This window comes from Vibrio tapetis subsp. tapetis (assembly GCF_900233005.1).
In the GTDB taxonomy this organism is placed as follows: domain Bacteria; phylum Pseudomonadota; class Gammaproteobacteria; order Enterobacterales; family Vibrionaceae; genus Vibrio; species Vibrio tapetis.
On the sequence record NZ_LT960612.1, the window covers coordinates 1,541,704 to 1,568,115 of the forward strand.

At 44.2% G+C, this 26,412-nt stretch carries 21 protein-coding genes and 1 pseudogene; 3 read left to right on the forward strand and 19 right to left on the reverse strand.

Annotated elements, in window-relative coordinates; translation table 11 throughout:
* Window positions 1-87: 87 nt before the first annotated feature.
* Genes VTAP4600_RS23895 through VTAP4600_RS23905 form a run of 3 tightly spaced genes read right to left on the reverse strand, consistent with a single transcriptional unit; the run spans window position 88 to window position 3,065 of the window.
* The gene (locus tag VTAP4600_RS23895; protein WP_102525188.1) at window positions 88-729 is read right to left on the reverse strand and encodes a sugar transferase; all 642 of its coding nucleotides are present in this window, start codon (window positions 727-729) and stop codon (window positions 88-90) included.
* Window positions 730-738: 9 nt separating this feature from the next.
* Window positions 739-1,926 (reverse strand): glycosyltransferase family 2 protein, encoded by a 1,188-nt coding sequence (locus VTAP4600_RS23900; RefSeq protein ID WP_102525189.1) that lies wholly within the window; start codon window positions 1,924-1,926, stop codon window positions 739-741.
* Window positions 1,923-3,065, reverse strand: coding sequence for a glycosyltransferase (locus VTAP4600_RS23905; RefSeq protein ID WP_102525190.1), 1,143 nt, complete (start codon window positions 3,063-3,065; stop codon window positions 1,923-1,925). Before VTAP4600_RS23905 ends, VTAP4600_RS23900 begins: the two co-directional genes overlap by 4 nt.
* A 186-nt stretch (window positions 3,066-3,251) precedes the next feature.
* On the opposite strand from VTAP4600_RS23905, the gene VTAP4600_RS26040 reads away from it, so the two are divergent.
* Entirely contained in the window at window positions 3,252-3,422 is a 171-nt protein-coding gene (locus tag VTAP4600_RS26040) for a hypothetical protein (protein WP_172443218.1), read from the forward strand.
* Here the strand turns inward: VTAP4600_RS26040 and VTAP4600_RS23910 are convergent.
* From VTAP4600_RS23910 to VTAP4600_RS23975, 14 genes and pseudogenes are all read right to left on the reverse strand, one after another.
* Window positions 3,403-4,827 (reverse strand): GumC family protein, encoded by a 1,425-nt coding sequence (locus VTAP4600_RS23910; protein ID WP_102525191.1) that lies wholly within the window; start codon window positions 4,825-4,827, stop codon window positions 3,403-3,405. The genes VTAP4600_RS26040 and VTAP4600_RS23910 overlap by 20 nt on opposite strands.
* A complete protein-coding gene (locus tag VTAP4600_RS23915) occupies window positions 4,824-5,942 on the reverse strand; it encodes a glycosyltransferase (RefSeq protein WP_102525192.1) in 1,119 nt (372 codons plus the stop codon). The genes VTAP4600_RS23910 and VTAP4600_RS23915 overlap by 4 nt, the downstream gene beginning before the upstream one ends.
* Window positions 5,943-5,951: 9 nt before the next feature.
* Window positions 5,952-6,692 carry an acyltransferase gene (locus VTAP4600_RS23920; RefSeq protein ID WP_102525193.1) on the reverse strand — a complete coding sequence of 247 codons (741 nt, stop codon included), beginning with the start codon at window positions 6,690-6,692 and terminating at the stop codon, window positions 5,952-5,954.
* Between the two features lie 98 nt (window positions 6,693-6,790).
* Window positions 6,791-8,179 (reverse strand): annotated as a pseudogene (locus VTAP4600_RS23925) (O-antigen ligase family protein).
* Window positions 8,176-9,612, reverse strand: coding sequence for a lipopolysaccharide biosynthesis protein (locus VTAP4600_RS23930; RefSeq protein WP_102525194.1), 1,437 nt, complete (start codon window positions 9,610-9,612; stop codon window positions 8,176-8,178). Before VTAP4600_RS23930 ends, VTAP4600_RS23925 begins: the two are co-directional and overlap by 4 nt.
* Window positions 9,612-10,832 (reverse strand): glycosyltransferase, encoded by a 1,221-nt coding sequence (locus VTAP4600_RS23935; RefSeq protein WP_102525195.1) that lies wholly within the window; start codon window positions 10,830-10,832, stop codon window positions 9,612-9,614. The genes VTAP4600_RS23930 and VTAP4600_RS23935 overlap by 1 nt, the downstream gene beginning before the upstream one ends.
* A gap of 1 nt (window position 10,833) precedes the next feature.
* Entirely contained in the window at window positions 10,834-12,084 is a 1,251-nt protein-coding gene (locus VTAP4600_RS23940; RefSeq protein WP_102525196.1) for a glycosyltransferase, read from the reverse strand.
* 172 nt (window positions 12,085-12,256) lie between these two features.
* A complete protein-coding gene (locus VTAP4600_RS23945; protein ID WP_102525197.1) occupies window positions 12,257-13,327 on the reverse strand; it encodes a glycosyltransferase family 4 protein in 1,071 nt (356 codons plus the stop codon).
* Window positions 13,308-14,825 (reverse strand): sigma-54-dependent transcriptional regulator, encoded by a 1,518-nt coding sequence (locus VTAP4600_RS23950; RefSeq protein ID WP_102525198.1) that lies wholly within the window; start codon window positions 14,823-14,825, stop codon window positions 13,308-13,310. The genes VTAP4600_RS23945 and VTAP4600_RS23950 overlap by 20 nt, the downstream gene beginning before the upstream one ends.
* Window positions 14,826-14,962: 137 nt before the next feature.
* Window positions 14,963-17,326, reverse strand: a complete 2,364-nt coding sequence (locus tag VTAP4600_RS23955; RefSeq protein ID WP_102525199.1) for a response regulator — start codon at window positions 17,324-17,326, stop codon at window positions 14,963-14,965.
* A gap of 71 nt (window positions 17,327-17,397) precedes the next feature.
* Complete coding sequence (locus tag VTAP4600_RS23960; protein WP_102525200.1) at window positions 17,398-18,087, reverse strand: P-loop NTPase family protein; 690 nt, start codon at window positions 18,085-18,087, stop codon at window positions 17,398-17,400.
* Window positions 18,087-20,237 carry an SLBB domain-containing protein gene (locus tag VTAP4600_RS23965; RefSeq protein ID WP_102525201.1) on the reverse strand — a complete coding sequence of 717 codons (2,151 nt, stop codon included), beginning with the start codon at window positions 20,235-20,237 and terminating at the stop codon, window positions 18,087-18,089. The genes VTAP4600_RS23960 and VTAP4600_RS23965 overlap by 1 nt, the downstream gene beginning before the upstream one ends.
* Window positions 20,224-21,075 (reverse strand): OmpA family protein, encoded by an 852-nt coding sequence (locus VTAP4600_RS23970; protein WP_102525202.1) that lies wholly within the window; start codon window positions 21,073-21,075, stop codon window positions 20,224-20,226. Before VTAP4600_RS23970 ends, VTAP4600_RS23965 begins: the two co-directional genes overlap by 14 nt.
* A gap of 58 nt (window positions 21,076-21,133) precedes the next feature.
* Window positions 21,134-21,463, reverse strand: a complete 330-nt coding sequence (locus VTAP4600_RS23975) for an STAS domain-containing protein (RefSeq protein ID WP_102525203.1) — start codon at window positions 21,461-21,463, stop codon at window positions 21,134-21,136.
* A gap of 270 nt (window positions 21,464-21,733) precedes the next feature.
* On the opposite strand from VTAP4600_RS23975, the gene VTAP4600_RS23980 reads away from it, so the two are divergent.
* Complete coding sequence (locus tag VTAP4600_RS23980) at window positions 21,734-22,918, forward strand: porin (RefSeq protein ID WP_102525204.1); 1,185 nt, start codon at window positions 21,734-21,736, stop codon at window positions 22,916-22,918.
* Window positions 22,919-23,065: 147 nt separating this feature from the next.
* Here VTAP4600_RS23980 and VTAP4600_RS23985 read toward each other — a convergent pair whose 3' ends face one another.
* Both VTAP4600_RS23985 and VTAP4600_RS23990 read right to left on the reverse strand, forming a co-directional pair.
* On the reverse strand, window positions 23,066-23,851 hold the full coding sequence (locus VTAP4600_RS23985; protein ID WP_102525205.1) for a helix-turn-helix transcriptional regulator: 786 nt from the start codon (window positions 23,849-23,851) through the stop codon (window positions 23,066-23,068).
* Window positions 23,852-23,923: 72 nt separating this feature from the next.
* A complete protein-coding gene (locus VTAP4600_RS23990; RefSeq protein ID WP_102525206.1) occupies window positions 23,924-25,624 on the reverse strand; it encodes an amidohydrolase in 1,701 nt (566 codons plus the stop codon).
* 458 nt (window positions 25,625-26,082) lie between these two features.
* On the opposite strand from VTAP4600_RS23990, the gene VTAP4600_RS23995 reads away from it, so the two are divergent.
* Window positions 26,083-26,367 carry a GNAT family N-acetyltransferase gene (locus tag VTAP4600_RS23995; protein ID WP_102525207.1) on the forward strand — a complete coding sequence of 95 codons (285 nt, stop codon included), beginning with the start codon at window positions 26,083-26,085 and terminating at the stop codon, window positions 26,365-26,367.
* The last annotated feature ends 45 nt before the right edge of the window (window positions 26,368-26,412 follow it).

The following is a 26,412-nucleotide window of genomic DNA, read 5'->3' on the forward strand; positions in this document are numbered from 1 at the left end:
AATATTGAAAAGAAAGCCCAAAACCTTCAGTAAGGTTTTGGGCTATTTTTATGACATTTTGTTGCTGTTCTGGCGCTTTCTCTACGCTTAACGGCCTCGACCGTCAACCATGATGAGAATGGTTTTGGTCAAGATACCTAAATCGGTGATTAGCCAGCTTGATAAAGAGTTCATTGAAAGCGCGTAGCTGTGATCAAAACCTACTTTACGACGAACATCATCGATGCACGTGTCGTAACCTTGATTAACTTGAGCAAGGCCAGTAATACCGGGCAATACACCATAAGTACGGTCAGCAAAGTAAGGGATAGCCGTTTCCAATTTGCTGTAGAAGGTTGGGCGCTCTGGACGAGGACCAATCAATGACATTTCACCGCGCAGAACGTTAAAAAGTTGTGGTAATTCGTCTAAACGAGTCTTACGTAAAAAGCGGCCTACCGGTGTGATGCGTGGGTCGTTCTCGGTTGCCCATACGGCACCTGAACGGGTCTCTGCGTCTTGGTACATGGTGCGAAATTTGATGATATCAAAGAACTCCATGATTTCTGGGGTCGATTTACCGACACGTTGTTGGCGGTATAACACTGGGCCTTTAGAAGTAAAGGCGATAGCCGCCGCGATGATTGGGAAAATTGGCATCAAAAGAGCTAAGCCAACCACAGAGCCAACTAGGTCAAAGGTACGTTTTGCAACAGCGATGATTTTGTTTGAATTCATTAAACGGTTCATAGGTTTTCCTTAACGATTAACTCGTGTCCATGGACTAGATTCTAAGCCGATTAGGTAGCGTAAGCCGCCTACCAAGTTTGCAAAGTGGCCGATAAGCAGGTAGCTCAACCAGCGACAGATTTTGTGACTAAAAATGTTCGGTAATAAATGACCTAGTAGGCCAATACTGTAAGCCGTTATTTGTATGATAAGCATCGACATGAAAATAATATGACTCGATAGCAAGGCCGAACTTATCAAACACGCCAGCATCAGGTATGGGCTAATGAGCCTTAAACCTTTGCCTGAAAAAAAGGTAAATGCTGTGCCTCCAAATTTCGGATTAAACAAGCTTGATAACGTAATGGCTTGCTGCATGTTGCCCGCAGAAATACGTAAGCGGCGTCTAAAATCATTGTTTAGGTCAGTCGGTTCTAATTCAACTGATACCATGTTGCTGTCGTATATCGCTTGGTATCCTTGCTCGACAATCTTCATCGGTAACACAAAATCGTCATTAATGGTGTTAGCCGCAAGCGGAGTAAATAAGTCAGTACGGAAAAAGAATAAAGCACCGTGTGAACCCAACGAAGAGCCAAGTGTGGTTTCGTTGGTTTTAACTTGGTTTTGATATTCCCAGTACTTTCTTTCTCCTTCGTTACTTGATGTTCTCAGTTGATACGTTGCGTTTACAACGCCGATATGGTCATTTTTAAAGTGAGTATCAGCGACGATTAATGCGTCCATCGCGATGAGTGCAGACACATCACTCAAGGCCGTAATATCCGTATCGACATCTTCCATTGCTCTGTTAATCACCGCCACTTTGCCTAGGTTTTCTGAATACGCTTTAACTTCAATGTGAGTATCCGCACAGATAGCTTCTTGCAATGTCATTTGTGCTTCTTCTACCGTGTTGTCTGTACAACCGTCACAGGCAATGATGACTTTTAACCTATCTCGAGGGTAATCGAGTGAAGCGATGTTACGAATTTTTTCACCTATCCACTGTTCTTCATTAAACGCTGGTACCAAAATCGTTATGCTAGGGCGAGTTTGGTCTTGGCGGTTCTTACGGTAGCCATACCATTTTTGTTGAGCATGGTTTAAAGGGTGCTTTTTTGAATACCATTTCAACAGCAGTGGGTAACCAATGTGATGGTAAACCACCAGAAATGCACAAGTTAGACAGATAATAATCAGTGTCCAATCCATCATGCTACTACTCCTGTTGTTAAGTCTAAGTATGCTTGAGCCATTTTGTTTACATCGTTGTTTTCTAAGACAAAATCTCTTGGTGATTTTTGGCTTGGGTTTTCTAACATTTCCAAGACGACACTGGCCATATTGATAGGGTTATTCGGGCTCATGAGGCGGCCAGAGTATGGGCAGAGAGTTTCTTCGGCTGCGCCCACTTGGGTAACGGCAGTCGGTACACCACAAGATTGAGCTTCAAGCGGTGATAATGGGAACCCTTCATGACGGGAAGGAAGACAAAAAATGTTTAAGGTCTGATAGAAGCGAGCCATGTCGTCAACGAGACCAACAAACTTAACGCGCTCTTCCAATTCCAATTTCTTGACCAGATTTTGCAATGCCTCTTTTTTAGAACCATCGCCTGCAATCACAAGCATGATATTGGCAGGAAGAAAGCGCATTGCACTGATGAGTAAATCGTGACCTTTTACATGCTCAAGGCGACCCGCACTACCAATGATGGTTTTGTCCATCGGGAAACCATAATGCATGCGAGCAAGCGGTAAGCTATTGGGTAAAAACTTCGCGCAATCAATGCCATTTTTTATGGTCACTGTGTTTGCGTAACCAAAACAGCTGTCTAAGTGCGCTTTTACTCGAGCGGCATCCGCAACCAATGTCGGCGTTGCAATTTTCAATGCCCATTTTTCCAAACGAACCGCTTTGGCGTTCTTAAGGTGCCATGCATCATGCTCTGTATGAATTCGATGAGGAACGCCAGAAATTTTTGCAGCGATAGAGGCATAAACAAGTGGCCCAATATGATGGGTATGAACAACATGAGGTTTAACAAGGTTGAACAGTTTGATCAGTTCTTTAAGAAGGTTAACCTGAACGCCAGCGGCTTTGTTTAGAAAGACAAGTTGATCGGCGTGCGACTCAAGTCGAGGCCAATCTTGCAGTGCTTGTTCTTTATTACCTTCAAGACTCACAATGATGACATGGTCTTGAGGTTGGGCGTGATTCGCTAAATCTAACGTTAAGGTTTCTAAACCACCAGGGGCTAATTTTTGAACCACATGAACAATGGTCTTTGCTGTTGATTGGTTGCCTAATGTCAGAGCAACTTCTGTGTTTTTAACATCTGAGAATACAGTCATAACATTTATCCTTGAGTCATTTTGCAGTTTAGAGAAAGTTAATTTTTTACCTTCTCACCGTATACAATAGATATTGCACAAGGCGTGCCATAAATGGATTGTCATTAGATACAACAACTTAGATTTTTTGTGTCAGTTTGTTATTTTGATTTCTTGTTTTGACAGTCATTTTAAAATAGGAATTGAATGTGGCAGAAAGGCAGAAAGGCAGAAAGGCAGAAAGGCAGAAAGGCAGAAAGGCAGAAAGGCAGAAAGGCAGAAAGGCAGAAAGGCAGAAAGGCAGAAAGGCAGCGCCTAGATGCCAGTAACATAGTGTATTGGGGAGCTAAAGAGGGGGTTAACGAATACGTGGAATAACCGTTAATACAGGAACGCCGGTTAATTGCTCTAATTCCTGACGAAGGCGAATGGAGGTATCGAATATTTCCATCAGCACGGCCAAGCCAACGCCGAGAAACAATCCAGCAAATAGCCCTGCGATAACAAAAACGATCGTTGGGAAGTTTGTCGGCGTACTTGGTGTATAGGGTAGATCGATTATTTTAACGCGATCGTTTTGTTCAAAGATACCAAGAGAGCCAGTCAGTTGCGCCATTTCGTATCGAGACATTAATTCTTCGTAAAGGGTTCGTTTTATTTCAACATCACGAGTTAAGCGGTAGAGTTGTTTGGTGTTATCACCAAAATTGGTCGCTTTCATTTCCAGTTCATCAATCATGCCTTTCAGGCTCTTGGTTTCTTCTTTTAACGATTCGTAATTGCCTCGAGCAACTTGCAAGTTATGCAGCTGAGATACTAATAATGGTTGAACGCTTCTAAGCTCATCGGTGTTGGTTGAACTGGCAATATCCCATAGTTGGTCACTATTTAATCCGGGTTGCTTTTGTTGCAGCATGATGGTTCTTTCTTGTTCTAATCGATTCAATTCACGTTTCTTCGCTTGTACGGCGCTGTGGTTGTCGGTGTATTTTGCTCGCAATAAGGTGAGTTCACTGCGTATGTCGATTATTTGTTCCTCGATTCGACCGACCACAGGGTTAGTTTTAGATAATTGCTCGTCAAGTGACCCCATACTTTTTTCAACGCCAGCTAACTCGGCTTGTTTTTCTGCCAAGCTTTGCTTGAGGGTCGCCAAGCGGCTCAAGCTTTGATTTTGCATATCCGGCGTCAAAGCAGAATTTAAGTTCGTGTATTGCGCCAACGCCTGTTCTGCCTGTTCAAGTTCCGTTGCTCGCTTTTTGATATGAATGGTTAAAAACTCACTCGAATCGGTAATCGAAGAGCGTTCTGGTGCTAATAGCTGTTCGATGAAATGTCGACTAACCGACTCGAGCATGGCTTTCATGCCATCTGGTGAGTTTGATGTGTGGTTGATTTTAAGGAAGTCTTTACCGAGTTGCGAGACACTCAAACTGTTTGATATTTTTTGAATGACGCGCTCTACTTCCGCAGGTGACATGTCATCGTTAATTAACTTGAGCTCAGCGGCTACAGAATGTAAAACATGGCGACTTTTTAACAAGGTTTTCACCGCGCTTAATCTTTCGTTGAGCATGGTAGAGACCGCAATATCTTCAAGGAAAGGGTTCATTTTCGCGGTTTCTTGCAACAACATACTGGTATGAGAACGGTACTGTGTTGGTGCCATTTTACTCACACTTAAGCCAATGAAAGGCATGATTAAAATGGGCACAAAAATAACGTACCGACGTCTCCAAGCTGCGCTTAATAATATCAATAAACGAAATTTTAGTTTAGTCATAGAAGTTCCAACATTCTGTCAACGAATTCGCTCCGTTTGTCCCAACTGTCTTGCCCAACCAGAGGTCGAGTGTTCGGCGTGTCGTTTTGAACCTGACGAATGGCCTGTTCCATGAGTTCGGCACTATTGGCTACTTGGACGTGGTCCTTGTAAGGCGCTAAGGCCGGAAAATCGGTGGTGACGATTGGGCGGTTAGCCGCAAGGTACTCCATCAGTTTTAGAGGGCTACAGGCTTCAATTTGCGAATTATGCTTGAAGGGAAGTAGGCTCACGTTCCAGTGTTGCGAATATTGTGGTAACAGATGATGAGGTTTTGCCCCTAAATAAAATAGGTTGTCAGTTTTAGGAAGCTGTAATTGATTTTTTTCATTTGGCCCAATAAAAACAAAATCCCAGTCGGTCATTTTTGCGGTGAGTTCACGTACGAGATCATAATCCAGCCATTCAGATAAACTTCCATAAAAGCCGGCTATAGGGCGGTCACCATTGGGTAGATCATGAGCGCGTGGGGCCGGTGTCGCAAACAGTTCTACATCGACACCATGCGGAAGTAATTCGGTTTTTTGTGCTGGGAATTTGGTTTTGATATTACTGCTTGCAGCAAAAATGAGGTCAGCTTTTTCGACCAGCTTCTTCTCATGACTTCGCACCGTGTGATGATCGACACCCGCGAGAGACTCGAAATCATCGCCGCAGTAATACACCACCGCCGCTTCATTTAACTCACCGCATAAATCGGCGGCAGTGGGCAAAGAAGACCACAAAATAGGGGACTGAAGTTGTTGCTGTTCAATAATAGGAAGCAGCTGACTCAGCATCCATTTCTTGGCCAGACTGCATGCAAAGTTTGACGCAGGAGCGGGTATGGTTTTTAAATTCACGATCGTAATATTAGGGTTGTCATTTGCTTTCGCCATCGGTTGATAATGAGCTTTACTCTTCCCCATCAATTTGTAGGCCGCGCGCTTGGCATCACCGAAAGAGAGTTTAGGTTGACGTAAACCAATGGAGTTTACCCACACCACTTTACGAGAGTCAGCCAAACGAGAAACTAGATGCTGGGTGCTCGACGGAAGACCACCAAAATCTTCTCCAAATACAATAAGATCGTGCATGGTAGCTCCTTAAGCTTGCGCTTTTAAAAGTGTAGTTGTTGATTCAAGACTGCGAACGACTTTTGCTGGATTTCCCGCTGCGATCACAAAAGGAGGTAAACTGCGCGTTACGACGCTGCCAGCAGCAACAATGGTACCTTCACCAATCGTCACGCCGCCCTTTACCGTAACGTTTGAGCCCAGCCACACATCTTTTTCCAAAATGATGTCTCCAACTTGGCTATCTTCGTCAGGCAAGCCAAGTGCTCGTTGTTTTGCATCTAACGGGTGGCCTGAATAACCAAATAGAAAGGCTTTGCCGGCAATGCGCACGTTGTCTTTAATGATAACGTTGCGTCCAACGGCGATCGTGGTTTGCCATCCAATGCCGACATTATTGCCAATTTCAAGTTTAGGATTAATGCTGGCACTGCGGCCGCTAAACGTTGTTTGGCCACTAATTCGACAATGGCTGCCAAGGTTGATTGTTAAGGGGCCAGTAACAAGAGGGACTCCCCCATAAACGTAAACGTTTTTACCGCGTTGATTAAGACGCCCTTTGAAGGCTGGTGTATGGACAAAAAGGCGTAAAGTGCTATTTAACACAGACAGCAACAGTTGATGGATAAAGTACACTGCTTTGTTAAAAAGCCGTGGCGTGGGGAACTCAAAGTTACGAACGGCTTTTAACTGAACAAACAAGCGACGATAACTTGGATTTGGGTGGTTTTGAAGCCATTGCTTAAACTGATTCGTTTTGAGAGCTAGCATACTATTCATCCTTAAAATGCGATTCTATATCTATGCTATTTCACATATCGTGCCAAAATATAAAATATTATTTATCAGTTACTTACGTTTGCTTGTATCTAGGTGGAGGGTAAGTTCTCTTTTTGAGTGGCATTTTGACTAGCGTTTTGAGTGATGTTAGCAACAGCAATGGTTAGCGCGGCGAGGATATAAATGGGCCAATTGAAGCCTTGCGTGAGGAAAGTGCCCGAGATGATGGTACCGATTAGTCCGGCATAAACAGCATTTGCCGAGGCGGTTAAATAACTTCCGCATTGTGCGGGGCTCTCATTTAACGTTGTTAAGGTTTTGCGCGCAGTGATGATAAGAGAACCAATGAAGCAAACGAATATGATTAACCCCAAGATCCCTGTTTCTGCGAGAACGCCAAACCAAGTACTGTGCACCGCGTGATTGAGGCCATCCCAATGCGAGCTATAGTAATAATAATTGAAATAGAAATTGTTAAGCCCAACGCCTGTTAGCGGATTATCAAGAGACATTTTGAAAGCGGCTTCCCATGCGTATAACCTGCCCATTGCAGAGGCATCGACGCCGGCTTCGGCTGCGCCTCCAGATGCTCGCTCACCTATCCCGGCTACGAAGTAGAGAACCAGAGCGCCGATTGCGCCCAATGACATGACCAGGGTTTTAGATTTGATCAGGCGATAGGCGTAAACAGCGAATACCGCAACTGCGCCCATTAACCCACCACGACTTTGGGTAGCGATGACGGCCATCATTAGAATGATACTCGTTATGCCACTTAACACTCGCAAATAGCTAGGGATACCTTGAGTGGTCACCAAGCTTATAGAAAACGCCAAAGGAAACATAAGGACGAGAGCCAAATCGTTAGGATCGCCAAGCATAGAACCAAAATCTCGGCCGATGGTGACACGGCTCCCTTCGACCAATCCAATGCCGTTGATAGAATTGTACATGGCAACGCAACCGACCAATAATCCGGAAAACGTGATTAAAACCGACATCCTAGCGAGATTTTTGCTGCTGTCGAGTAACCACGTAATGGCCAACGTCATCACGATGATTTTCCAGTACATATTCTTGAAGTAATCAAGCGCGATAGGGCGATTAGAAGCAAAAACCACCCCAATGATGACAAGAACCTAAAAAATGGCCAACCAAGTTAGGCTACGATGCCAATAGATTTTAAGTTCACGGCTAATAAGGCTATGCCATAGCAAAGCAGAAAGTGCGCCCAATGAAAGGAGTAGAGGTATCTTAAGCGGGTACAATGCTGGTACAACTTCATGAATTCTGAAAAATGAAAACAATACAAATAAAGTAACAAACCAAAACGTTTGGCTAATAACCACGAGTATGCCCAACGGCAAAACTGAAATGACTAACGCAACGGCCGGGTTAGGGACAAGTCGCCATACCATTGCTATTAGCAAACAGACAAAGACGGCGATGAAAACATGCGTGCGATTAGATTTGGTCATTGCTGCGTTCGCCTTGTAAAACGTTGGGATACATCATGCCAAATCGTACTTTGAGCAATCGGGAGTAACGCTAATTTCGTTGCGAGTAATAGTATGAGTATAGGTGCACTCAGTGCCATTAAGCTAATAACGGTGACTGACAAATCTTGGGCAAACAAATACAAAAGCCCAAAGGTGACGACAAATAGGGTTGAAAGTTTACTGAATTGATAAGGCAAAACAGAGAGCATCTGACTTAAGTAGGTGACGGCCAGCATACGCACGAACTGAGCACTAAATAATGCGAACAGGATCCCCCAAATACCGTAGGATGTTAGCGCAAATGCGACAGTGAGACCGAATAAGGTCGCTGCGATATTGGTATACAGTAACCATTGTGTTTTTTTGTGGAAAAGAATGCCTATATTGGTTAATTCAGTGATTTCTTTACACCAGGCAACGGCAAGAGTCGCGACCAATAATTTACTCGCATCATGGTACAAGTCAGGAAGAGCAATCAATATAAAGACTTGTCCGATGCCTGCCATGAATAATGTCAAACAAGAAATAAGAACTAAACCATATTGTGTTACCCGTAAAGTAGCGTTCGCACCTTTGTTGTTTAAGTAATCAAAACGCTTGGGCATCCACCACATTCCAAAGGGCTGCACCAAAATACACATAGCGAGAGAGAATTTGGCTGCAATAGCGTATTGCCCGAGTTCTGCGAGCGAAGTGGAAGCGGCGAGTATCCAGCGTTCTGCTCCGTTTAAACCAAAAGCGACCAAGCCGGAGAGCATCATAGGAATGCAATACGTCAAATAAGTTCGAAATGGAATGGTGTTTTTGGTCGATAGATCCAAGCGGCTATAGACTTGAATTGCTATCAGCTGGGCTAGGTGAGCGATAAAACTAGCGAATAGAATACCAGCAACACTTGGCATGAATTGCAGAACCAGTAAAACCAAGGTCACTTGAAATACACTGGTACCAATACAAATCTTGAGGAAGGCTTTGACTTGGTCTTGCATGCGTAACCAAGCTAAACCAAGGCCAATGGCACTTTCTAAAGACAGTGATAGCAGTAAGACATTGATTTCAATTTGAGAAGCAGGAATCCATTGCGTAACGGGCAAGGTGTTGGCTGCAAACAAGAGGCCGGCTGAAATGTTGCCTGAAATCATCAGCCCATTCCTAAACAATTCACTCGCAATGGCTTTTCGTTGCACTGAATTCGTTTGTTCACCTGCAAAGCGATAAAGCGCCTCATGCATGGCTAACCCCATCAGTAGGCCAAAAAACATGCCAATCGAAGCGAGCAGTTCGAGCTTCCCCAGTTGTTCAGGGAGTAAGTATCTCGCCATGATCGGTAGCATAATGAGGGATATTCCCTTAATGAAGAATAAGCCAAGTGCATAGCCAGTCATATTTTTTAACGCAGATGGGATTTTCATTAGTGAGCCCTCGTAGTTAAAGAAGAGCTAGAGTCTTGTGTACCTGACTTTGCCATTGTGCTGGCATTGAACGGCAGCGTTTCTATTGCGTTATCGTTAACCGCCTGATAGATGGCTTGATAAACCAATTCGGCTTGGAAGTGCATCGCCATTTTTTTCGCCTGCTCTCCCAGCGCCGAGATTAAGCCTGTATTTGAGGTTACTTTAATAACCGCGGCTTTTAGGCTTTCTACATCGTTAGGCAGGTATTTGATGCAATGGACATCTTCGATTAGAACGTTATCCCAATAGGCGCCGTCTGCTGGAATGATGACACACATGCCAGCCGCCATGGCTTCTAGAGTGGCGAGTCCAAATGGTTCGCTGGTACTTGTCGATACATAGATATTGCTCTCAGATCGTATTTGATCCAGGTTGTTTGGCTGTTGAAACCAAGTCACGCCTTGAATCGCAATAGGCGCATCACTCACCGTCAAAGTCGTATTTTGAGGTTTGATATAACAAATATTAGTACTGGTAAGGCTACGGTTAGGTAGGGTTTTTAAGCAATCGACCAAAAGATCCAGGCCTTTCCATTTAAGTAGCGATGCAGACCAAAACAAACGGGGTTCGTCGTATTGACATTGAGTTGGCCATTTTTGACGCGAGAGCCCATTATTAAACGTTTGGCAATGAGGCCGTTTGAGATAGGTCTTAGCCAGTGTCTCGTCGAGATCGTTGTTAATCTTATTGCGTAAATAGAGATTAAGTGCAGTAATGACCGAAGATTCGCTACTAGCCAGATAGAAGAGTTTGTCGGCGGTTGATAAACAATAGCCAATGGAACGAGAAGCGCCAACAGGGCCATGAATCAGTTGAATGATGGTATAGCTAAAGAGGAAGCAACACAGGTAAAGTGCCATATCAACGCCGGGACCTGAAGCGCCTATGGCTTGGTTAACTTTTGCAATGCGAAGCAAAGTGAGCAATAAAAACAGGCTGAAATAGCCTTGCTTTAACCAATAACTGATCCCCGATGATGCTTGGGCTAACCTAGTTGGGCAAGGCAAATAGATAATGGAAAGCTGGCCGTTATCGAGTTCAGAATTTTCCCAGCATTTAGGGCTGGCCGTTATGACGGTAAACTTGATACGGTCCTGATCACAATGTGAGAGAGCGCAGCTGGTGGCAATTTTAGAACCACCAGAGAATGGGATTGGATCAAAAATTAAGTTCATCATATTACCCTCGCATCATCAGCGTAGTTGGAAGGCGGCGCAGAGGACGCAATCCGCTAAACCAAGAAGGTTGAAAATCACCGTGACTGTTTATGCTTTCGTTAAGAGCTTGTTGATAGATGCGTTCGATCTTCTGGCAATTAATGGCTAAGGTAAATGTGCCGTGAATGTGTTTTTGCGCATTACTCGCCAGAGTTTTGTTCGGGTGTTCGGGGCTTAACTGACCGTCTAAAAACCGGGTGATGGCATTGGTTAAATCCGCGTCATCGTTATTTGAATATAAAATCCCTGTTTTTCCATCGGTTATGATTTCAGGAATACCACCAGTATCAGGCGCAAGAATGGGGAGCCGAGCCATGCCCGCTTCTGCAACGACCAAGCCAAACGCTTCACTTCGAGCTGCACTAATAAAGGCGTCCACTCCGCCTGTTAACCAGTCTTGTACATTGTGCTGTTCGCCTACGAAATGAATGCGACTTGCCAGACCGACGGTTTGTGCTTGTTTTATTAAGGTGTCTTTCTCGCACCCGTCACCAATGACGATCAGGTGTAAGTCGGGATTGGATTGCTTTAATTGAAATAAAGCGTTGATGATGCGATCAACACCTTTACGATAGATTAGAGAGCCTACTGTTACGAACACGGTGGCACTTTCTGATATACCTAAGTGTCGACGCGCGTTGAGTGCATTGCCTTGTATGGCATCGTTAACCTCTGATGCTGATGCCTGTGCCGTATCAATGCCATTATGGACGACACTGAGCTGCTCAACTGGGTAACCATCTTTAATCAGGTTATAGCTGATCGCTTTACTGACGGTGATTATACGTGGAGAAAGGTGAAGGCCAAGGGTTAAACGGTCACGAAGGGGATAGTCACTGTGCAGTTGCGTCACGACAGGGATACCGGCTAATCGACCCACTAAGCACATCCACTGACAAGGGGCTCCACTATTAATATGAATCAGATCAATTTGATTCTCTTTTACCATTTTCAGCCCCCGGTGAACCAACTTCAACCAGCCAAAGGCATTGAACTTGTTACTAGACCATCCAAGTAACACGGGAAAAGAGTCAAGTATTGATGGTACGTCATTTCGCAAAGCGACGTGGTGTAGAGCGGGATTATTGGTCCATAAATAAGGACGATATTGATGAAGGTTGAGTTGACCTAATAGATTGACAAGGCAGTGCTCACTGCCGCGTAACCAGTTGTCTCCATAATGTACGTATAAGATGTTCTGTCTGTTGTTCATCTTTATCTCTTCCTAATCGTCCTGAATGGTAGAGATATTGCAAACTCAGTGCCAAGAAATGACTATTACTATGATTTTGTATTTAAAGGAGTTTTAGGTTTTTCAAAGGTGGGGCTGTCGTGTTTCTCAATCTGAGAATCAGATTAAGGAAGAAATAAAGGGAGCTAGGCGGCTAACTTTCAAGGTGATAATGATGCAAAATTTGCGGGATAACCGCTTGGCTAGAGTAACTATGAGTCACGGTATTACAGGCATTAATGGCCACTTCATGTTGTTGGCTAGGTGACATTTGTAGCCATTCCATAAGGCAAGCTGAAAGCTCTTCAGGAGAGTTAGCTATCCAGCCATTCGTTCCATGGGTGATGAGTGTACTTAATGCGCCCACATTCATCGCGACGACAGGAATGCCTCTTGCCATTGCCTCAAGAGCAGCCATAGGTAGGCCTTCAAATCGAGAGCTGATGACCAATATGCCTACCGACTCCCAAACCTTACTCATGTTGTTTTGATGACCATGATAGACAATATTGGGTTCACCTCGATCAAGGAGTTCAGTTTCCATAGGGCCAGAACCATAGATATGAAACTCTAAGTACGGAAACTGACCCGCTAGGTTTACAAATCGGTCAGGCCCTTTTTCTCGGCTAAGACGACCAACAAAAGCGATTTGTTCTCCTTCACTGAGATGCAGTTTGTCTGTCGAGATAAAGTTGTTCAGTACAATTGAGGTTGATTGGACTTTATCTTGTACCAATTGGCTGACCGCAAAATTGGCTTGAGAGATAAATGCACTGTAGCGATCAATGGCATCATAAAGTCGGACTTTACCCGTCGGACTCTCACCGGCATGGAAGGTCGTAAACTGATTTATAGTGCGGCCACTGGGTGCGAGCTTAACAAGCTTGCTAAGAATGCTTGCCTTATAGCCATGCGCGTGGAGCAATTTGGGGCGGTGGATTCTAACGGCTCTAGACAGTGCTCGAAGTGGGTTAAGACGTTTCGGTGAGCCACTTATTTGATAGAGGTAAGAATACTGAATATTGGCCATTTGCAGGCGATCGACAAGCGGAGATGCGTGGTCGTATTGTGTCACAAATACAACGCGAACCGAGTGACCAAATTGGCTCAGCCCGTAAGATAACTCAAGAACGTGTGTTTCAATGCCACCGAAGGTTAGGCTGTCAATTAACAGCCATATTTCGTTTTCCTTAGGAAGGTGACGATCACGCTTGCTTAATGTCATCTTCTGCTTCCCACGCTTGCTTCTTACGGTATACCGTAGATGGGCTTAAATCGAGTAAAACGGCGGCGTTGAGCACATTACCATCACACAAGTTAATCGCGTTTTGAATGGTTTCTCTTTCGACCTGCCACATGGGTTTAATGTCGGTATTCGTGATTGCATCTTGATTGCGTGATGCGAAGTCTTCGTTAGCGACGTTATGTTCGGTTGCGCCTTCATCTACGTCGTTAATAGGTGCGGTGAAGCTATTTGATGAGAGGCGGTCTTGGACGTGGGTCGTCTGTGTTGACGGATCATGTGAACGTTCTGTTGCTGGTCTTTTTCGGGCTGGACCGTTCACTGGAGCCGGGATATGGGCAACAGACACAAGCGGCTCGTCATTGAGTACAACGATATTACGAATGATGTTTTGCAACTGACGTACGTTACCCGGCCAAGGATATCGCGACAATAAACTCTCGGCATCAGGTTGGAAGCCGGTGAACTTTTTCTTGTCTTGTTTTGAGTACACCTTAAGGAAGTGTTTCGCTAAGTTTGCAATGTCTTTTCCGCGTTCACGTAAAGGTGGCATGTCGATAGGGATGACGTGTACACGATAATACAAATCTTCGCGGAATCGGCCTTCTTCAACTTCCAATAAAGGATCTCGGTTGGTTGCACAGATGATCCGAACGTCTACTTTTACCTCGCGGCTCCCTCCGAGTGGAGTAAACGTACCCGTTTGAAGAAAACGCAGTAATTTCTTCTGCATTTCTAATTCCATTTCACACAGCTCATCTAAGAACAACGTTCCGCCGTTGGCTTGCATGGCGGCACCCTTTCGGTCCGTGGTTGCGCCGGTAAAAGCACCTTTGACATGGCCGAATATTTCGCTTTCCATTAAATCACGGGGAATGGCGCCACAGTTAATGGCAACGAATGGTTTGTCTTTTCGTTGGCTTTCTTTGTGAATGGCTTCCGCGCAGACTTCTTTACCTGTGCCACTTTCTCCGCAAATGAACACGCTCGCCGTTGTGGGTGCGACCGCGTCAATGGTTTGATATACCGTTTGCATTGGAAGACTTGAACCTATGAAACCGTGGAAGCGGGTACGGTCTAACTTACTTTCAAGGCTTTCAACAAGGTGCTCTAGTTTGGCTCTCTTCAGATGTAAGCTTACAGAGGTTTTAAGACGGTCTGCTTTGATTGGCTTTTCGAGAAAATCTTCGGCACCTTTTTGAATCAGACCGACGGCAATATCAACGGAGCCATGAGCCGTTGCGATCACTACAGAGCTTGGTAGTTGGTTTTCATTTATCCAGTCAAGAATGTCCTCACCGGACATGTCAGGCAACTTGAGATCTAAAATGACTAGCTGCGGTACGTTACGTTCGATGAAGTCTTTGGCTTCACGCCCCGTCTCTACGTGAAAAAGATCATAGGGTTCGTCTTTTACGTACTGCTTATATAAAATAGCAAGTGAGGTGGAGTCCTCAACGAGCAACACTTTTGGTCGCATAATCACATCCTGTATATTTTCCTAACTGACGTTTATTACTATGAAACTTATTGATAAACATTTCGAGCTAAATGATAGAAATGGCGTCTATTTTTATGAAAAGTGTTAGCGCGTACCATTCTCAATCACAAACTTGTTTACAATTTGTTCGCCGTTTTCTGTTGACTGTATTCCACAAGCGAAGCGAGAGAGAGCTGAGCTAATTCAGGTAGCCCTTGGCCTAACGCTAATGCTGTCGTGATATCGCCTTCTCGACACTCTTTCTCTATGGCTCTTGCTAAATCTGATAGTTTTCGGTTACCAAGTGCTAATGACGCACTGCCTAACGTATGGGCTTCAAATTCAAGCGATTCTGAATCTGAAGACTCGAGTGCTTGAATTACTTCACCAACCCTTAAGTGAGTCTCTTCAAGGTAGTGCTCTACAAGTATAGGCAATACCTCTAAGCTAGTGTCTTCGATCATCTGCTCCAAAATGGCCTCATCGACGATTGCACTGTCATCTTTGTTGACGGGTTGACTGTTATTTTCTTCATGGTCACTGGGCTGGCTGTTGCTTGGGTCTTTGAGCATCGGATCTTCTATCTCTTCGTTTATTAATTCTGAAGTTGACGAGTTTGGAGCGACACCCTTGATGGGAGGATCAAGCTCGTTGTTATTATTTGGAGACAAGTATTTATAAAGTACGTCGATGAGTTGGTTTTTTCTGACAGGTTTTGATAAATAGTCGGTCATACCTATGCTTAAAAAGTTTTCTTTATCTCCAGATAAAGCATGAGCGGTAAGTGCGATGATGGGCAACTGAGCTTTAACTTCGTCGGTCATTAATCGAATTTGTTGGCAGGCTTCAATTCCATCCATTTCAGGCATGGATATATCCATAAATACAATGTCATAGTCGTGCAGTTGTATTAATTCTAAGGCTTGTTGGCCATTTTCTGCGAGATCTATGTCGATGCCTGCGTGAGAAAATAAGTTTTTAATTACTAGTTGGTTGGCCTTGTTATCCTCGGCGACTAAAACAGAAGCGCTGAGCATTTCTTTAGGCAGAGCATTATTGACTTTATTACCCGTGATAGACATTACGGGTTGTTTTGATGTTTCTAGGCTTACGTGAAATTCAAAACGACTACCAATATCAACAGTACTGGTTACTGAAATTTCACCTTCCATCAAAAATGCTAACCGCTTGCAGATGGCTAGCCCTAATCCAGATCCTTCTTGTGATCGCGAGTAGGTTTGATCGACCATAGTAAACTCATCGAAAAGGTAACCTTGTGCATCTTGCGCGATGCCAACCCCTGTATCAATTACAGCGCATGAAACCGTAAAGCGTTCGTCGGCAATTTTCTGTGCGCCTATTTCAACACTAACACTACCATGCTGGGTAAATTTGAAGGCGTTGGCGAGTAAATTAAACAGAATTTGGCGGTAGCGATTTGCATCGCCATAGACGTACTCAGGAACCTCTGGGTTAATCGTATAATTCAAAATGAGTGCTTTGTCTTTGGCTAAGGGCTCAAAACTGCTTACTACATTGGATACACAAGCGTGAAAGTCGAAGGCCTCACGTTCCAATATCAGTGTGTTGGCCTCCATACGTGAAAAGTCTAAGATATCGTTAATAATCGACAGCAAAAACTCACCGGAGTCGGTTGCTGTTTTCAGCAGTTTTTGTTGCTCTATGGAGAGTTCCGTTTCTTCCAACAATGAGAGTAACCCGAGCACGCCATTCATTGGTGTTCTTATTTCATGAGACATCGACGCTAAGAATCGACTTTTCGACTCGTTGGCATTTTCTGCTTCTATTCTGGCACGCTTCAATTCTTGGTAGCTGTGTTCAAGGTTACGAGACATGTCGTCGAAGGCATCCGCCACATCACCTAACTGGCCGGTTTGGTCTAGTTGCAATTCGTATCCGGGGCCCTTTTTACTTAAGGTATGGGCCACTTTGGTCAAACGGAGCAGGTTTTTTGCGAGGTACGAGCCTAAAACAAATGAAAAGAAGGCAACCAGTAGAACTTCAAGCGAGGCGATGGCGATGATCGATTTTTGTGCCTGTGCCAACATCTGGTTAAGAGCCGATGTTCCAAACCCCATGTCTACATGACCGTAAACAATGTCGTTCTCTGTAATAGGGACTCGGGTATCGAATACACTGTCGTCGATAGAAGACAAATCTTGGTCAATGTTGGATGTTTGGCTGAGTAAGTAGCTGTCTCCGCCAACAGCCAGAACTTTTCCCTGATAGGTAATTCGCACATAAAGCACGTCTTCTTGCGTCATGATGTCATTGACTAGGTCTTCTATTGTCGCAAAATCCATGGACAAAACTGCATTGGTGCTTGCATGAACAAACATCGATGCTGTGACGTTGGCGCGTTGAATCAGTTGTTTTTCATTGGATGTGGAGAGGAAAGAAATAGAGCTGAATACCAAGATCATTAAAAGTGAGATCTGTATGATGGCGATGCCCAAAATAGTTTTGGTTACGAATGTCATAGTCTTCCTTGATGAGTCTTTTAATTCAAATGGTTGCCCCTAAACAAGCATAGCTCAGTTTCATGCGTTCACTAGACCGGAAGGTTCAAAAATGCGTTTTTCATCAACGATTTGGATATCTTATTACGCCAAGATTGAGGGATGATTTTTACGCGTTGCACTTCTCGGCTCAATTCTTCAGCTAACGTGGGTTGATCTCTTAGGTTTAGTACGGAACCTAAAAGGTGAGTGTTACCTGCCTTTAACATCGTCATTGCTTGGCTCACTTGGTTGGCGTTGGTCGTGCCTCCAAGTGTGACTAAAATGGTTTCGTCACAGGCACTTGCAACACTTTGAGCAGGGATATTTCCTCGGTTGACTTGCAATAACGGTGAGGTATCGACGATAACGCGGTCATATTTTTCTAACCAATCGGTGACGGCAAGTTGCATATTTGTGGGGTCTTTATACGCGAGTTGAGTGGAGAGATCGCGTGGAACGGCTAAACCAACAAATAATTGATGACTGCTTTCGTGCTCGATCCATTCTTCGGCGCCATCTTCTGTGCCAATTTCAATGTTACGAAAAGCCGGATTGAACATATTTAGGTCAACCAATAGGGTGGTGTGGCCTGCGAGTAAATAACGTTCTGCCAAAGCGGAAGCAAATGATGTTACACCGTCACCCGAATTGCATGCAGTGATGCACAACGAGCGACATTCTGCGAGCTCGGCCGCTAAGTAAATTTGTTCTATTTCAGCGTGGGTCGAAGGAATCATCATTACAGAGCTCCTATTAGTACTATCGTGGTGGTGAGCTGTAACACGTCAGTTAGCCCTTGACGCGCTTTTTCCAATATGCTTTCACTTTGATCCGGAATATAAATTGTGTCTCCTGCGCGTAATACGGGTAGCTGGTAGAAATCCGCTGTTTTACTAAATTCAATTAAATCAAAGGTTCTGGCTTGCCCTTGGCAGCAAGACATATTGACCACACTGATCTTTTCTAGGTAAGCACTTTCGCGTGGGCCACCCGCTTCAGCAAGTAAGTCTAAGATGGTCATGTTGTCATTGAAAACGTAACGGCCTGGTTTATTGATCGCTCCCAAAATTCTTACCGTAGATTCTTTTGAACGGTCTAACCAGTTTTTGTCTTTTTCAGGGATGTAAATTGTGTCGCCTGTTTTTACATGTGGAAGCAAAGATTCATCGCCAGTTTCGAAATATAAAGACAGGTTTAACTTACTCACTTGGGAGTAGGTTTTGTCTCGATGAGTAATACGAATGTTGTGTATGTCGGCATCCTTTGTTGGGCCATCTGCGGCGGATAGAATGTCGAGAAAGTGCATTTGGTTGGTAAAACGGTAACGTCCTGGTGCATTGACTTGACCAAAGACATAGATTGACGCATCCGAACTTTGACGAACCCATTGAGACTTGTTGTCTGAAGGGTCTTGAGGTAGGTCATGCACACGAACGATGGCGCCAGAAGTGATGACAGGTAAATTGGAAACTTGCGCGCCACCAATGATGTATTCATCCAAATTGAAAACAACCATTTTTCGGTTACCAGAGACGACTTCAATTTTAGTGGTATCGGCTCTCAATGTTGGACCACCAACGTGAGCAAGTAAGTCCATAAGGTTCATTTCATCAGACCATTCAATACGGCCAGGGCGGACGACTTCTCCAATAACACTGACCGCGCGGTTTGGTGCGATTTTTAACCAAGATTTTTCGTTCATGTCTGTTTTTTCAGGAACAAATATCGCGTCACCTGATTGTATCGCTGGTGGTTGCGCGCCTGTTAAGCCCTCGGTATAAGCAGTAAGGTCAAATTTGATGACTTGTCCTGTTGATTTCAATACTCGAATTTGGCGAGATTCAGCAAATCGGGTAGGGCCTCCCGCATTGGCTAATATGTCCATAAAGGTTGCGCCTTTTTTGCCTTCGAAAGCGCCAGGCTTCGCCACTTCTCCCATGATGTAAACCATGTTGGCGCCGGATTTGATTTCTTCTTCCATCATTGGAACGAAAATAGTAGATCCAGGAGTCAAGGCTGGCAGCATTGACGCATCGCCGGTATCTAAGTAGCGCTTGAGATTAAACAGCGTAGGAGCATTGTTTGTGATCACTCGGATTTGTTCGACGCCGGCATAACGTGTAACACCACCAGAGCGCATCAAAACGTCGACCAAATTGGTGCCTTCTTTGTAGCTAAAAGATCCGGGTGCATTAACTTCACCAAAGACTTTGATGGCTTGGCGAGCATCGGCACTGTCTCCTGCGTTCGCTAATTTCGCAGCGTCAAACTCTTGTTCGATGTTACCAACCAGTGGTGAGGCTGGGATGAATAGGGTGTCTAGCGAGCGAAGTTTAGGTAAGTCACTGTCGTTACCGCTATCTAAAAACTTCTTATAGTTGAATTTGGTTTGCTCCTTGTTACGTTTAAGGATCATAGCGTTAAGCTGTGCTCCCGAGCGCAATCCATCAGCAGCATAAAGAGCCATTTGTATACTGGCACCCTCAGACAAAGTGTATTCTCCTGGTGACTCGACGTAACCTTGAATAGACACCAAAATTTGACGCTTAGTTACGTACACCTTTGCACTGGATAGGTCTCGGAACATTTGCCCTAGCGCACCCTTTACAATTTGTTCTAGCTGTTGGTCGTTGTAACCTGCGACCAGGATAGGGCCAATTTCAGGCAAGGTTATGCGGCCACGTTTATCAACCTGAAAGCTTTTATTTAAGCTGCTTTCACCGGGGAGATTCACCTGTACTAAATCACCGATTTGTACGGTTTGCGGTTGGCTTTCCGCCTTGTTTTCGGTGCTGTTTGTCTGAGCAAAACAAGTTAATGTAAAAAACAAAGCCGCGATCAATAACAGCAGTTGTCGTGTAAATATCGATGAAGGTTTAGTAACGATCATGTTGACCTCCCAGAGCAGATTCAGCAGTGTTTGCGGGGGCGATGACTTCAATACTCACGCGTCTATTGGTGAGTTTTACCGCCGCGGTGTCGCCTTCAAATAACGGCAGGCTGGAGCCTAATGAAGAGGTCTTGATTCGTTCAGGCGCTAAGCCAAAAATACTTAGGTAACGTTTGACTTGTTTGGCGCGCCCCATAGCGAGTTTATCATTGTGTTCATCTGTTCCGCTGGAATCGGCGTGACCAGTAACCACAATAGTGAAGTCTTTGTGCTCTCTTAAAATGGTGGCAGCTTCGGCTAAGTGGCCCATATATTTTGGGTTAATTTCGATGGAGTCGTAGGCAAACTGGTTATCAACATTAAGAAGTTCAAACAGTTGATTGATGATGTCGAGACGCGATAACAAAACGGCTTGGTCTCGTGGCGGTACACAGCGGGTTTGACTAGTGACGTAATCTAGCCTGAGTTCTAGGTCATTTAATGTTCTTCTTAGGATGATGATGTCGTTCGCGGCATCCAATAGTAAACCACCTTCAAGCTCCCGAGCGATTCTGTTTTGTTTTTCCTGAGCTTGCACGACGGATGCTGGAAAGCACCATTTTGCACCTTCACGGATCAACGAATCTAAATGGAGCTTGGCAATTTGCCAATCGAAGCGTAAGCCGTGCTCCGGGCCAAGAGGTTCATCGGGCATAACGGGAGAAAAACTCGTACTCGCATAATTTGATCCGGTATAGTTTTCTGCCAGTCCTCCCGTCCCATTGTCTGGGTAGCTTGTGCACCCAGATAACCAGGCCGTCGCGAGTAATCCTATTGCATATTTAAATGATAATTTCATGCCAACGTCCTTTGTTAGAAATCTTATTATTTTTATTGTTTGTAATAGCTTAGTTCATTTACGCGAAATCTAAACTTTTTGAGTTAACTGGAATTGCATGGCCAATTCGAAGCAGTTTAATTATTTCAAGTGGCTGCCCCTTTGCGTTTTCGATGCGCATGCTGCGGTTATGTTCTACAAGACGTTTGTACAGGTAAACCATCGCGCCAACGCCAGATGAATCAAGAAATTTCACGTTGTTAAAGTCAATCTCAATTTCAGAATGCTCGTCGGTTGAAATGATACTGTCTATGTGTGGTTGGGCGGCACGAGCGCCAGTTGCATCGAAGTCACCTTCTAGTGATAGCGTTAGTACGTTTTGGTTAGTTTCAATTGTTGTAAGTTCCATAATGTTTCTCCTAACGGGGTTTAAGTAAAGCGAAAGAATGTTGTGTTGTAGTTATAACAGCAGGTTTTGTGCCAAGTTTTTACTTCAGTAAATACAGTGAGTTAAGTTGTTGTTTGGGTGTTTTCTCAAATTGGAATTGGGTTGTTTGTCAAATTGAGAATCAATCAGAATGAATGGGACTAACGCATTTGCGTTATTCCTCTTCGTTCGCACAGGTGGTGCAATGGTGGTGAATCAATTGAAGTGAAACACTCTCAAGGAAGGGACATCATGACCAACACGACACCTTTTAAATTACGTAGCAGTGCTATGTGTGTATCGGTTGCTTTATTAGCAAGCCCGACGGCAATGGCGGCGCAATTATATAGTGCAGAAGGCACCAGTATTGACTTGTATGGCGCTATTGCTGCGCATGTAACCCATAACAATTTTGATAACCCTGAAAAGCTTCTGATGGAAAACGGCATTCATGTCGAAGACCCGGGCTCATACATCGGTATCTCTGCCTTTCACGAATTGGCGCCTTTTACATTGGGTGGCGTCGCGGAAGCCGATCTAGAATTCAACACAAGCAGTGACTCGGTTCTATCGAGTTCTGAAGATTTCCTAAATAGTCGTCAGGTCTTTGTATCTATTGGCCATGAGATGGCGGGCACATTATCAATCGGTAAACAAGAGTCACCGTATATGCAAACTGACATGGGATACTTCAGTTACTGGGCGGGTGGTTCCGGAATGATGTTATCTGACGAACTAGGGAGCCGCCGTACTGCAAACACCATTGTCTGGACTAAGCAAATTGACAATCTTTATATCGGTTTGCAATATCAAGCAAAACGCAGTGAAGACAAGATAACATTTGGTAATGGTTACAATTCGGGGGCTATTTTTGTCGGGAAAAATGCATTGCCACCTTCTTACGGTGGTGATCCATCGAGCATTTCAGCCATCAAAGTTGAAAAAGGGTATGGCCTTGGTTTGTCTTATCAATTCGATCAAGGTGCCAAAGTGGCGGCGGGTTATAACAAATCAGAAGGTATTACCGGTGATGGTCTTGATCTCCTAGCCGGTACGGCCTTATCGCTTAAAGATGCAAAACACAGTTCGTGGGCCGTTGCGGCAACCGTGCCAGTGGGCGACTCATTGGATCTAGGAGGCCGTTTTGAAAGCGTTGTGAACGACTTCAATAACAATGCGGCCAAAGGTGAATATCAAAATCTTACCTTAGGTGCGAACTATCGTTGGGTGGAGTATTTACGAAGCTACGCCGGTGTTGACCGTGTATATGACCGAAGTGAAGGTGCGGCCGACAGTGAATTGTTTACTGACTTCCATGTTGGTACTGCATTTGCTCCAGTCGCATGGGGTGAGATTTACGTAGAGTATTATCAAAGTAAACACAGCAATAGCTTTAAAGGTAATGCAGTTTATATAGGTGCAGGTGCGATGTTCTAATGCCTGTTTGTTGTTTATGAATAAAGGGACGTTTACCGATAAGCGTCCTTTCTTAAAACTTTAACGTAAACAAAAAAGTGCTAACGGTCAGAAGCTAGCACTTTAAATACAAACAAAAGCAACGTTACTGATAAAGCAAAGAATAATTTAACCGGCAAGCTGTAATGGCTTGCCGTTTTCGTTGTTTGTCAGTAAACAACGTAATAACTCGCATTGACTGTTTATTTGAAGTTTTTGATAAATATTAGTGCGATGTACACGCTCTGTAGCAGGGGAAATATCCAACATCCGAGCCGCTTGTTTTGAGGAGTAGCCTTCAAACATGATCTTAACGAGTTCGGTTTCACGTGGGGTTAGTCGAGGTTTTGCAAAGTGTTCAATGGCTTGATAAACCAATTCGTTTAAAGAAACGTTGGCTTGTAGCCTGTCGTAGTGCGCGTTGATTAAACGATCAATCGTTGGCAGCCAGTGCTCCACACGAGCGATTTGATTGTCGGTAAACGTCGGAAAGTCATCCAATAGATCGAGTACTATCCAAATATTTTGGTCTTGCTGCGTTGCCGGTGGTGTGATCACTAGCTGATCGTGAATGTGTAATGCATGGCAATGATGCTTCCATTGAAACGAAAAGATATCACGAGAGGGGAAATCTCCGGTGTGTAATGGTCGATAGAGTTTTGCATGGGTGTGTTTTAGTTGATGGGGGTGCTTAATGCCATCGAGCAATTTTGTTAAACGTGTTTTATGGGTCTTTGGGCCGTAGTGATAGAGCATTTCAGCTTGATTGGGTAAGCAGTTGATAACGAAGAATGCTTGATGGGGAATAACAGACTGAAAGACCTGTTCGAGCATGGCGTAAAAGCTGGCATCACCGCAATGTTCAAACATGTTCGCGATTTCTAGTTGTTGAATGTGACTGATAGCTGCGTCCATATGAGATCCTTTTAGAACAGAAATTTTGAGCAAAAAAAAGCCCTCCTTTGAAGGAGGGCAAAAAGCCAGTGATTATTGGGCGCGGAAAACCTCTTTGCCTTCAATCACAGTACTAAGCACTCGGGTTTTATGAATGGCTGTTGCCGGGACTTTAAATGGGTTTTGATTCGTTATGATGAAATCAGCGTATTTGCCAACTTCAATCGAACCAATATGATTTTCTTGGTATTGAGCGTAAGCACCGCCAATGGTATAGGCCTTTAGCGCAGCTTTGAGGCTAATGGATTCTTGTTCAGCAAGGCCTTCTCCTTCGCCGCCAGGTTGTTTACGTGTGATCATACTTTCGATCGCAGGCCAAGGGTTAGGAGTGGCTGAAACCGGCCAATCTGAACCGACGGAAATGTGAACTTTCTTCTCAACCAATGAGCGGAATGGAAAAACCCAAGACAGGCGTTTGGCACCTACGTCTGGTTCAATCATTTGTGTGTGCGGACCGCGATACCAAAAATAAGGAGAAAACTCGGCCACAACGTCATGCTGCTTAAACAATTTTTTATCAGCGGGATTCACAAAAACAGTATGAGCGATACTGTGCCTTAGTTTACTGCCATTTTTTCGGGTATTTCCTATGCCTTCTAGGCCTTTACGAATCGCCCCGTCACCCACTGCGTGGATTTTGACTGTCAGTCCAAGTTTGTCGTATTGTTCAATTTTCTCTAAAAAATAGTCTGGGTCGTCACGCCAATAGCCATGGTTATCCGTGCCTTCAAAAGGGTCGACCATGACCGCAGTTTGACCCCCTGCCGATCCATCGAGTACAAACTTGACTCCGGCAACAGTAAGGCGGTCGGTATTGTATGAATCGATGTTTTCAATAGCCTCAGTGGCGATGTCTTTCATCCACTGGGATTGCCATTCAATAGGGTCGGCAATATATGCGAATATTCTCACGTTGAGTGCATTTTTCTCAGACAGAATTCGATAGCCGTCTAATATCCATGCACGAGCCCACACATCCGAGATACTGGTAATGCCATAACTGTTGACCATATCAAAAGCAGGCTTTAGGCCTTGGTAAGCGATAGCTTCGTTGGACGGGCGATTTTTGAGAATGAATTTTTCCCACGCTAACGTTGCAGTGTTTTCTCTAAGTACCCCAGTGGCATTGCCGTCTTTATCACGGACGTAGACACCACCAACGGGATCAGGCGTATTTTTGTCGACCCCGAGTAGTTCAAGTGCTTTGGTATTCACCAATGCCGCGTGAGCGCCTATGTCCCAAAAAAAGGCTGGGCGGTCACTTACGAATTTATCAAGAATTGAGGCGTTGGAAGGTTGGTTGAAAACATCAATGTTACCGTTGTCGTCAGATAACCAGTTAATCGGCCCGCCAAATACCCACTCACTATCTGGGTTGTCTTTCATGTACTGTTTTATGCGGTTCCCGAACTCTTCATAACTGGTGTTGTACTCGCTCATTACATTCATAATGCTTTCAGCGACCATATCTGGGTGAATATGGTCGTCGATCAGACCGGGCATAACGAATTGGCCTTCTAAGTCGATAATAGTCGATTTGTCGTCGGCGATTTCTTTTAGCGCTTTAGTTGTTCCAACTTTGACAAATTTACCGTCTTCGACAACAAACCCTTCAGCCCATGGTTGTTGTTCATTGATCGTATATACGTTGCCATTTATGTATATAACATCGTTACTTAGCGAATTAGTAGAACACAGAATTGCCAATGTCGTTAGACATGTCCTTAATTTCATTATTGCTTCCTTTGCTGGTCAATATGAGGCGAGTGAATTCTAACTCTATCGACAACAGGCATATTTTCCTCGATATATTTAACATCACATTAACAATTTAACTAACATTGGCTGGTTGATCAAATATTAATTCGAATTAAATCGAGAAATGTGAAATTGCCTTATGCAACTTGTTCGTATTTAGGAGGGTGAGATCTAGACGTTATTTGCGGGATAACCTCTTAACGAATTGATTTTATGTTGTTTTAATTGGTGCGATAAGTACGTTTATTGAAAATTGGATTTAAAGGTACGACCAGTTTGTTAGTCCCGCGCACTGTATCGTAGTGAGGGAGAACGGTCATTGTTGCAAAGGAATACAAGTTTGGCACACCGTCTGAGTTAGTTCACAATGAGATAAATCGACGGAAAAATTGAGTAGGTTCAATCTAACCCAGAGCAATGATGGAGCGAGAGATATGACGACGATAGTGCAGCACGATCAGGAAAAGAATGAATTTCGCATCGAAGTGGCGACAAATGAGTGGGCAAAGGTCAGTTATAGATTGGTTGATGATGTTGCCTATATTGACCACTCTTCTGTTCCTTCTATCTTACGGGGGCAGGGTAAAGGCGCAGTAATGATGGAAGCGGATTTGCCAGAAATAGCACGTCTTAAATGGAAAATTGTGGCGGAATGCAGTTACGTAAAACATTATTTAGATAAACATAGCCAGTGGAATCACCTGCTATATCAAGGTTAAGAAGTCAGCGCTGATCCTGTAATATAATGAATGTTGAATAAGGTA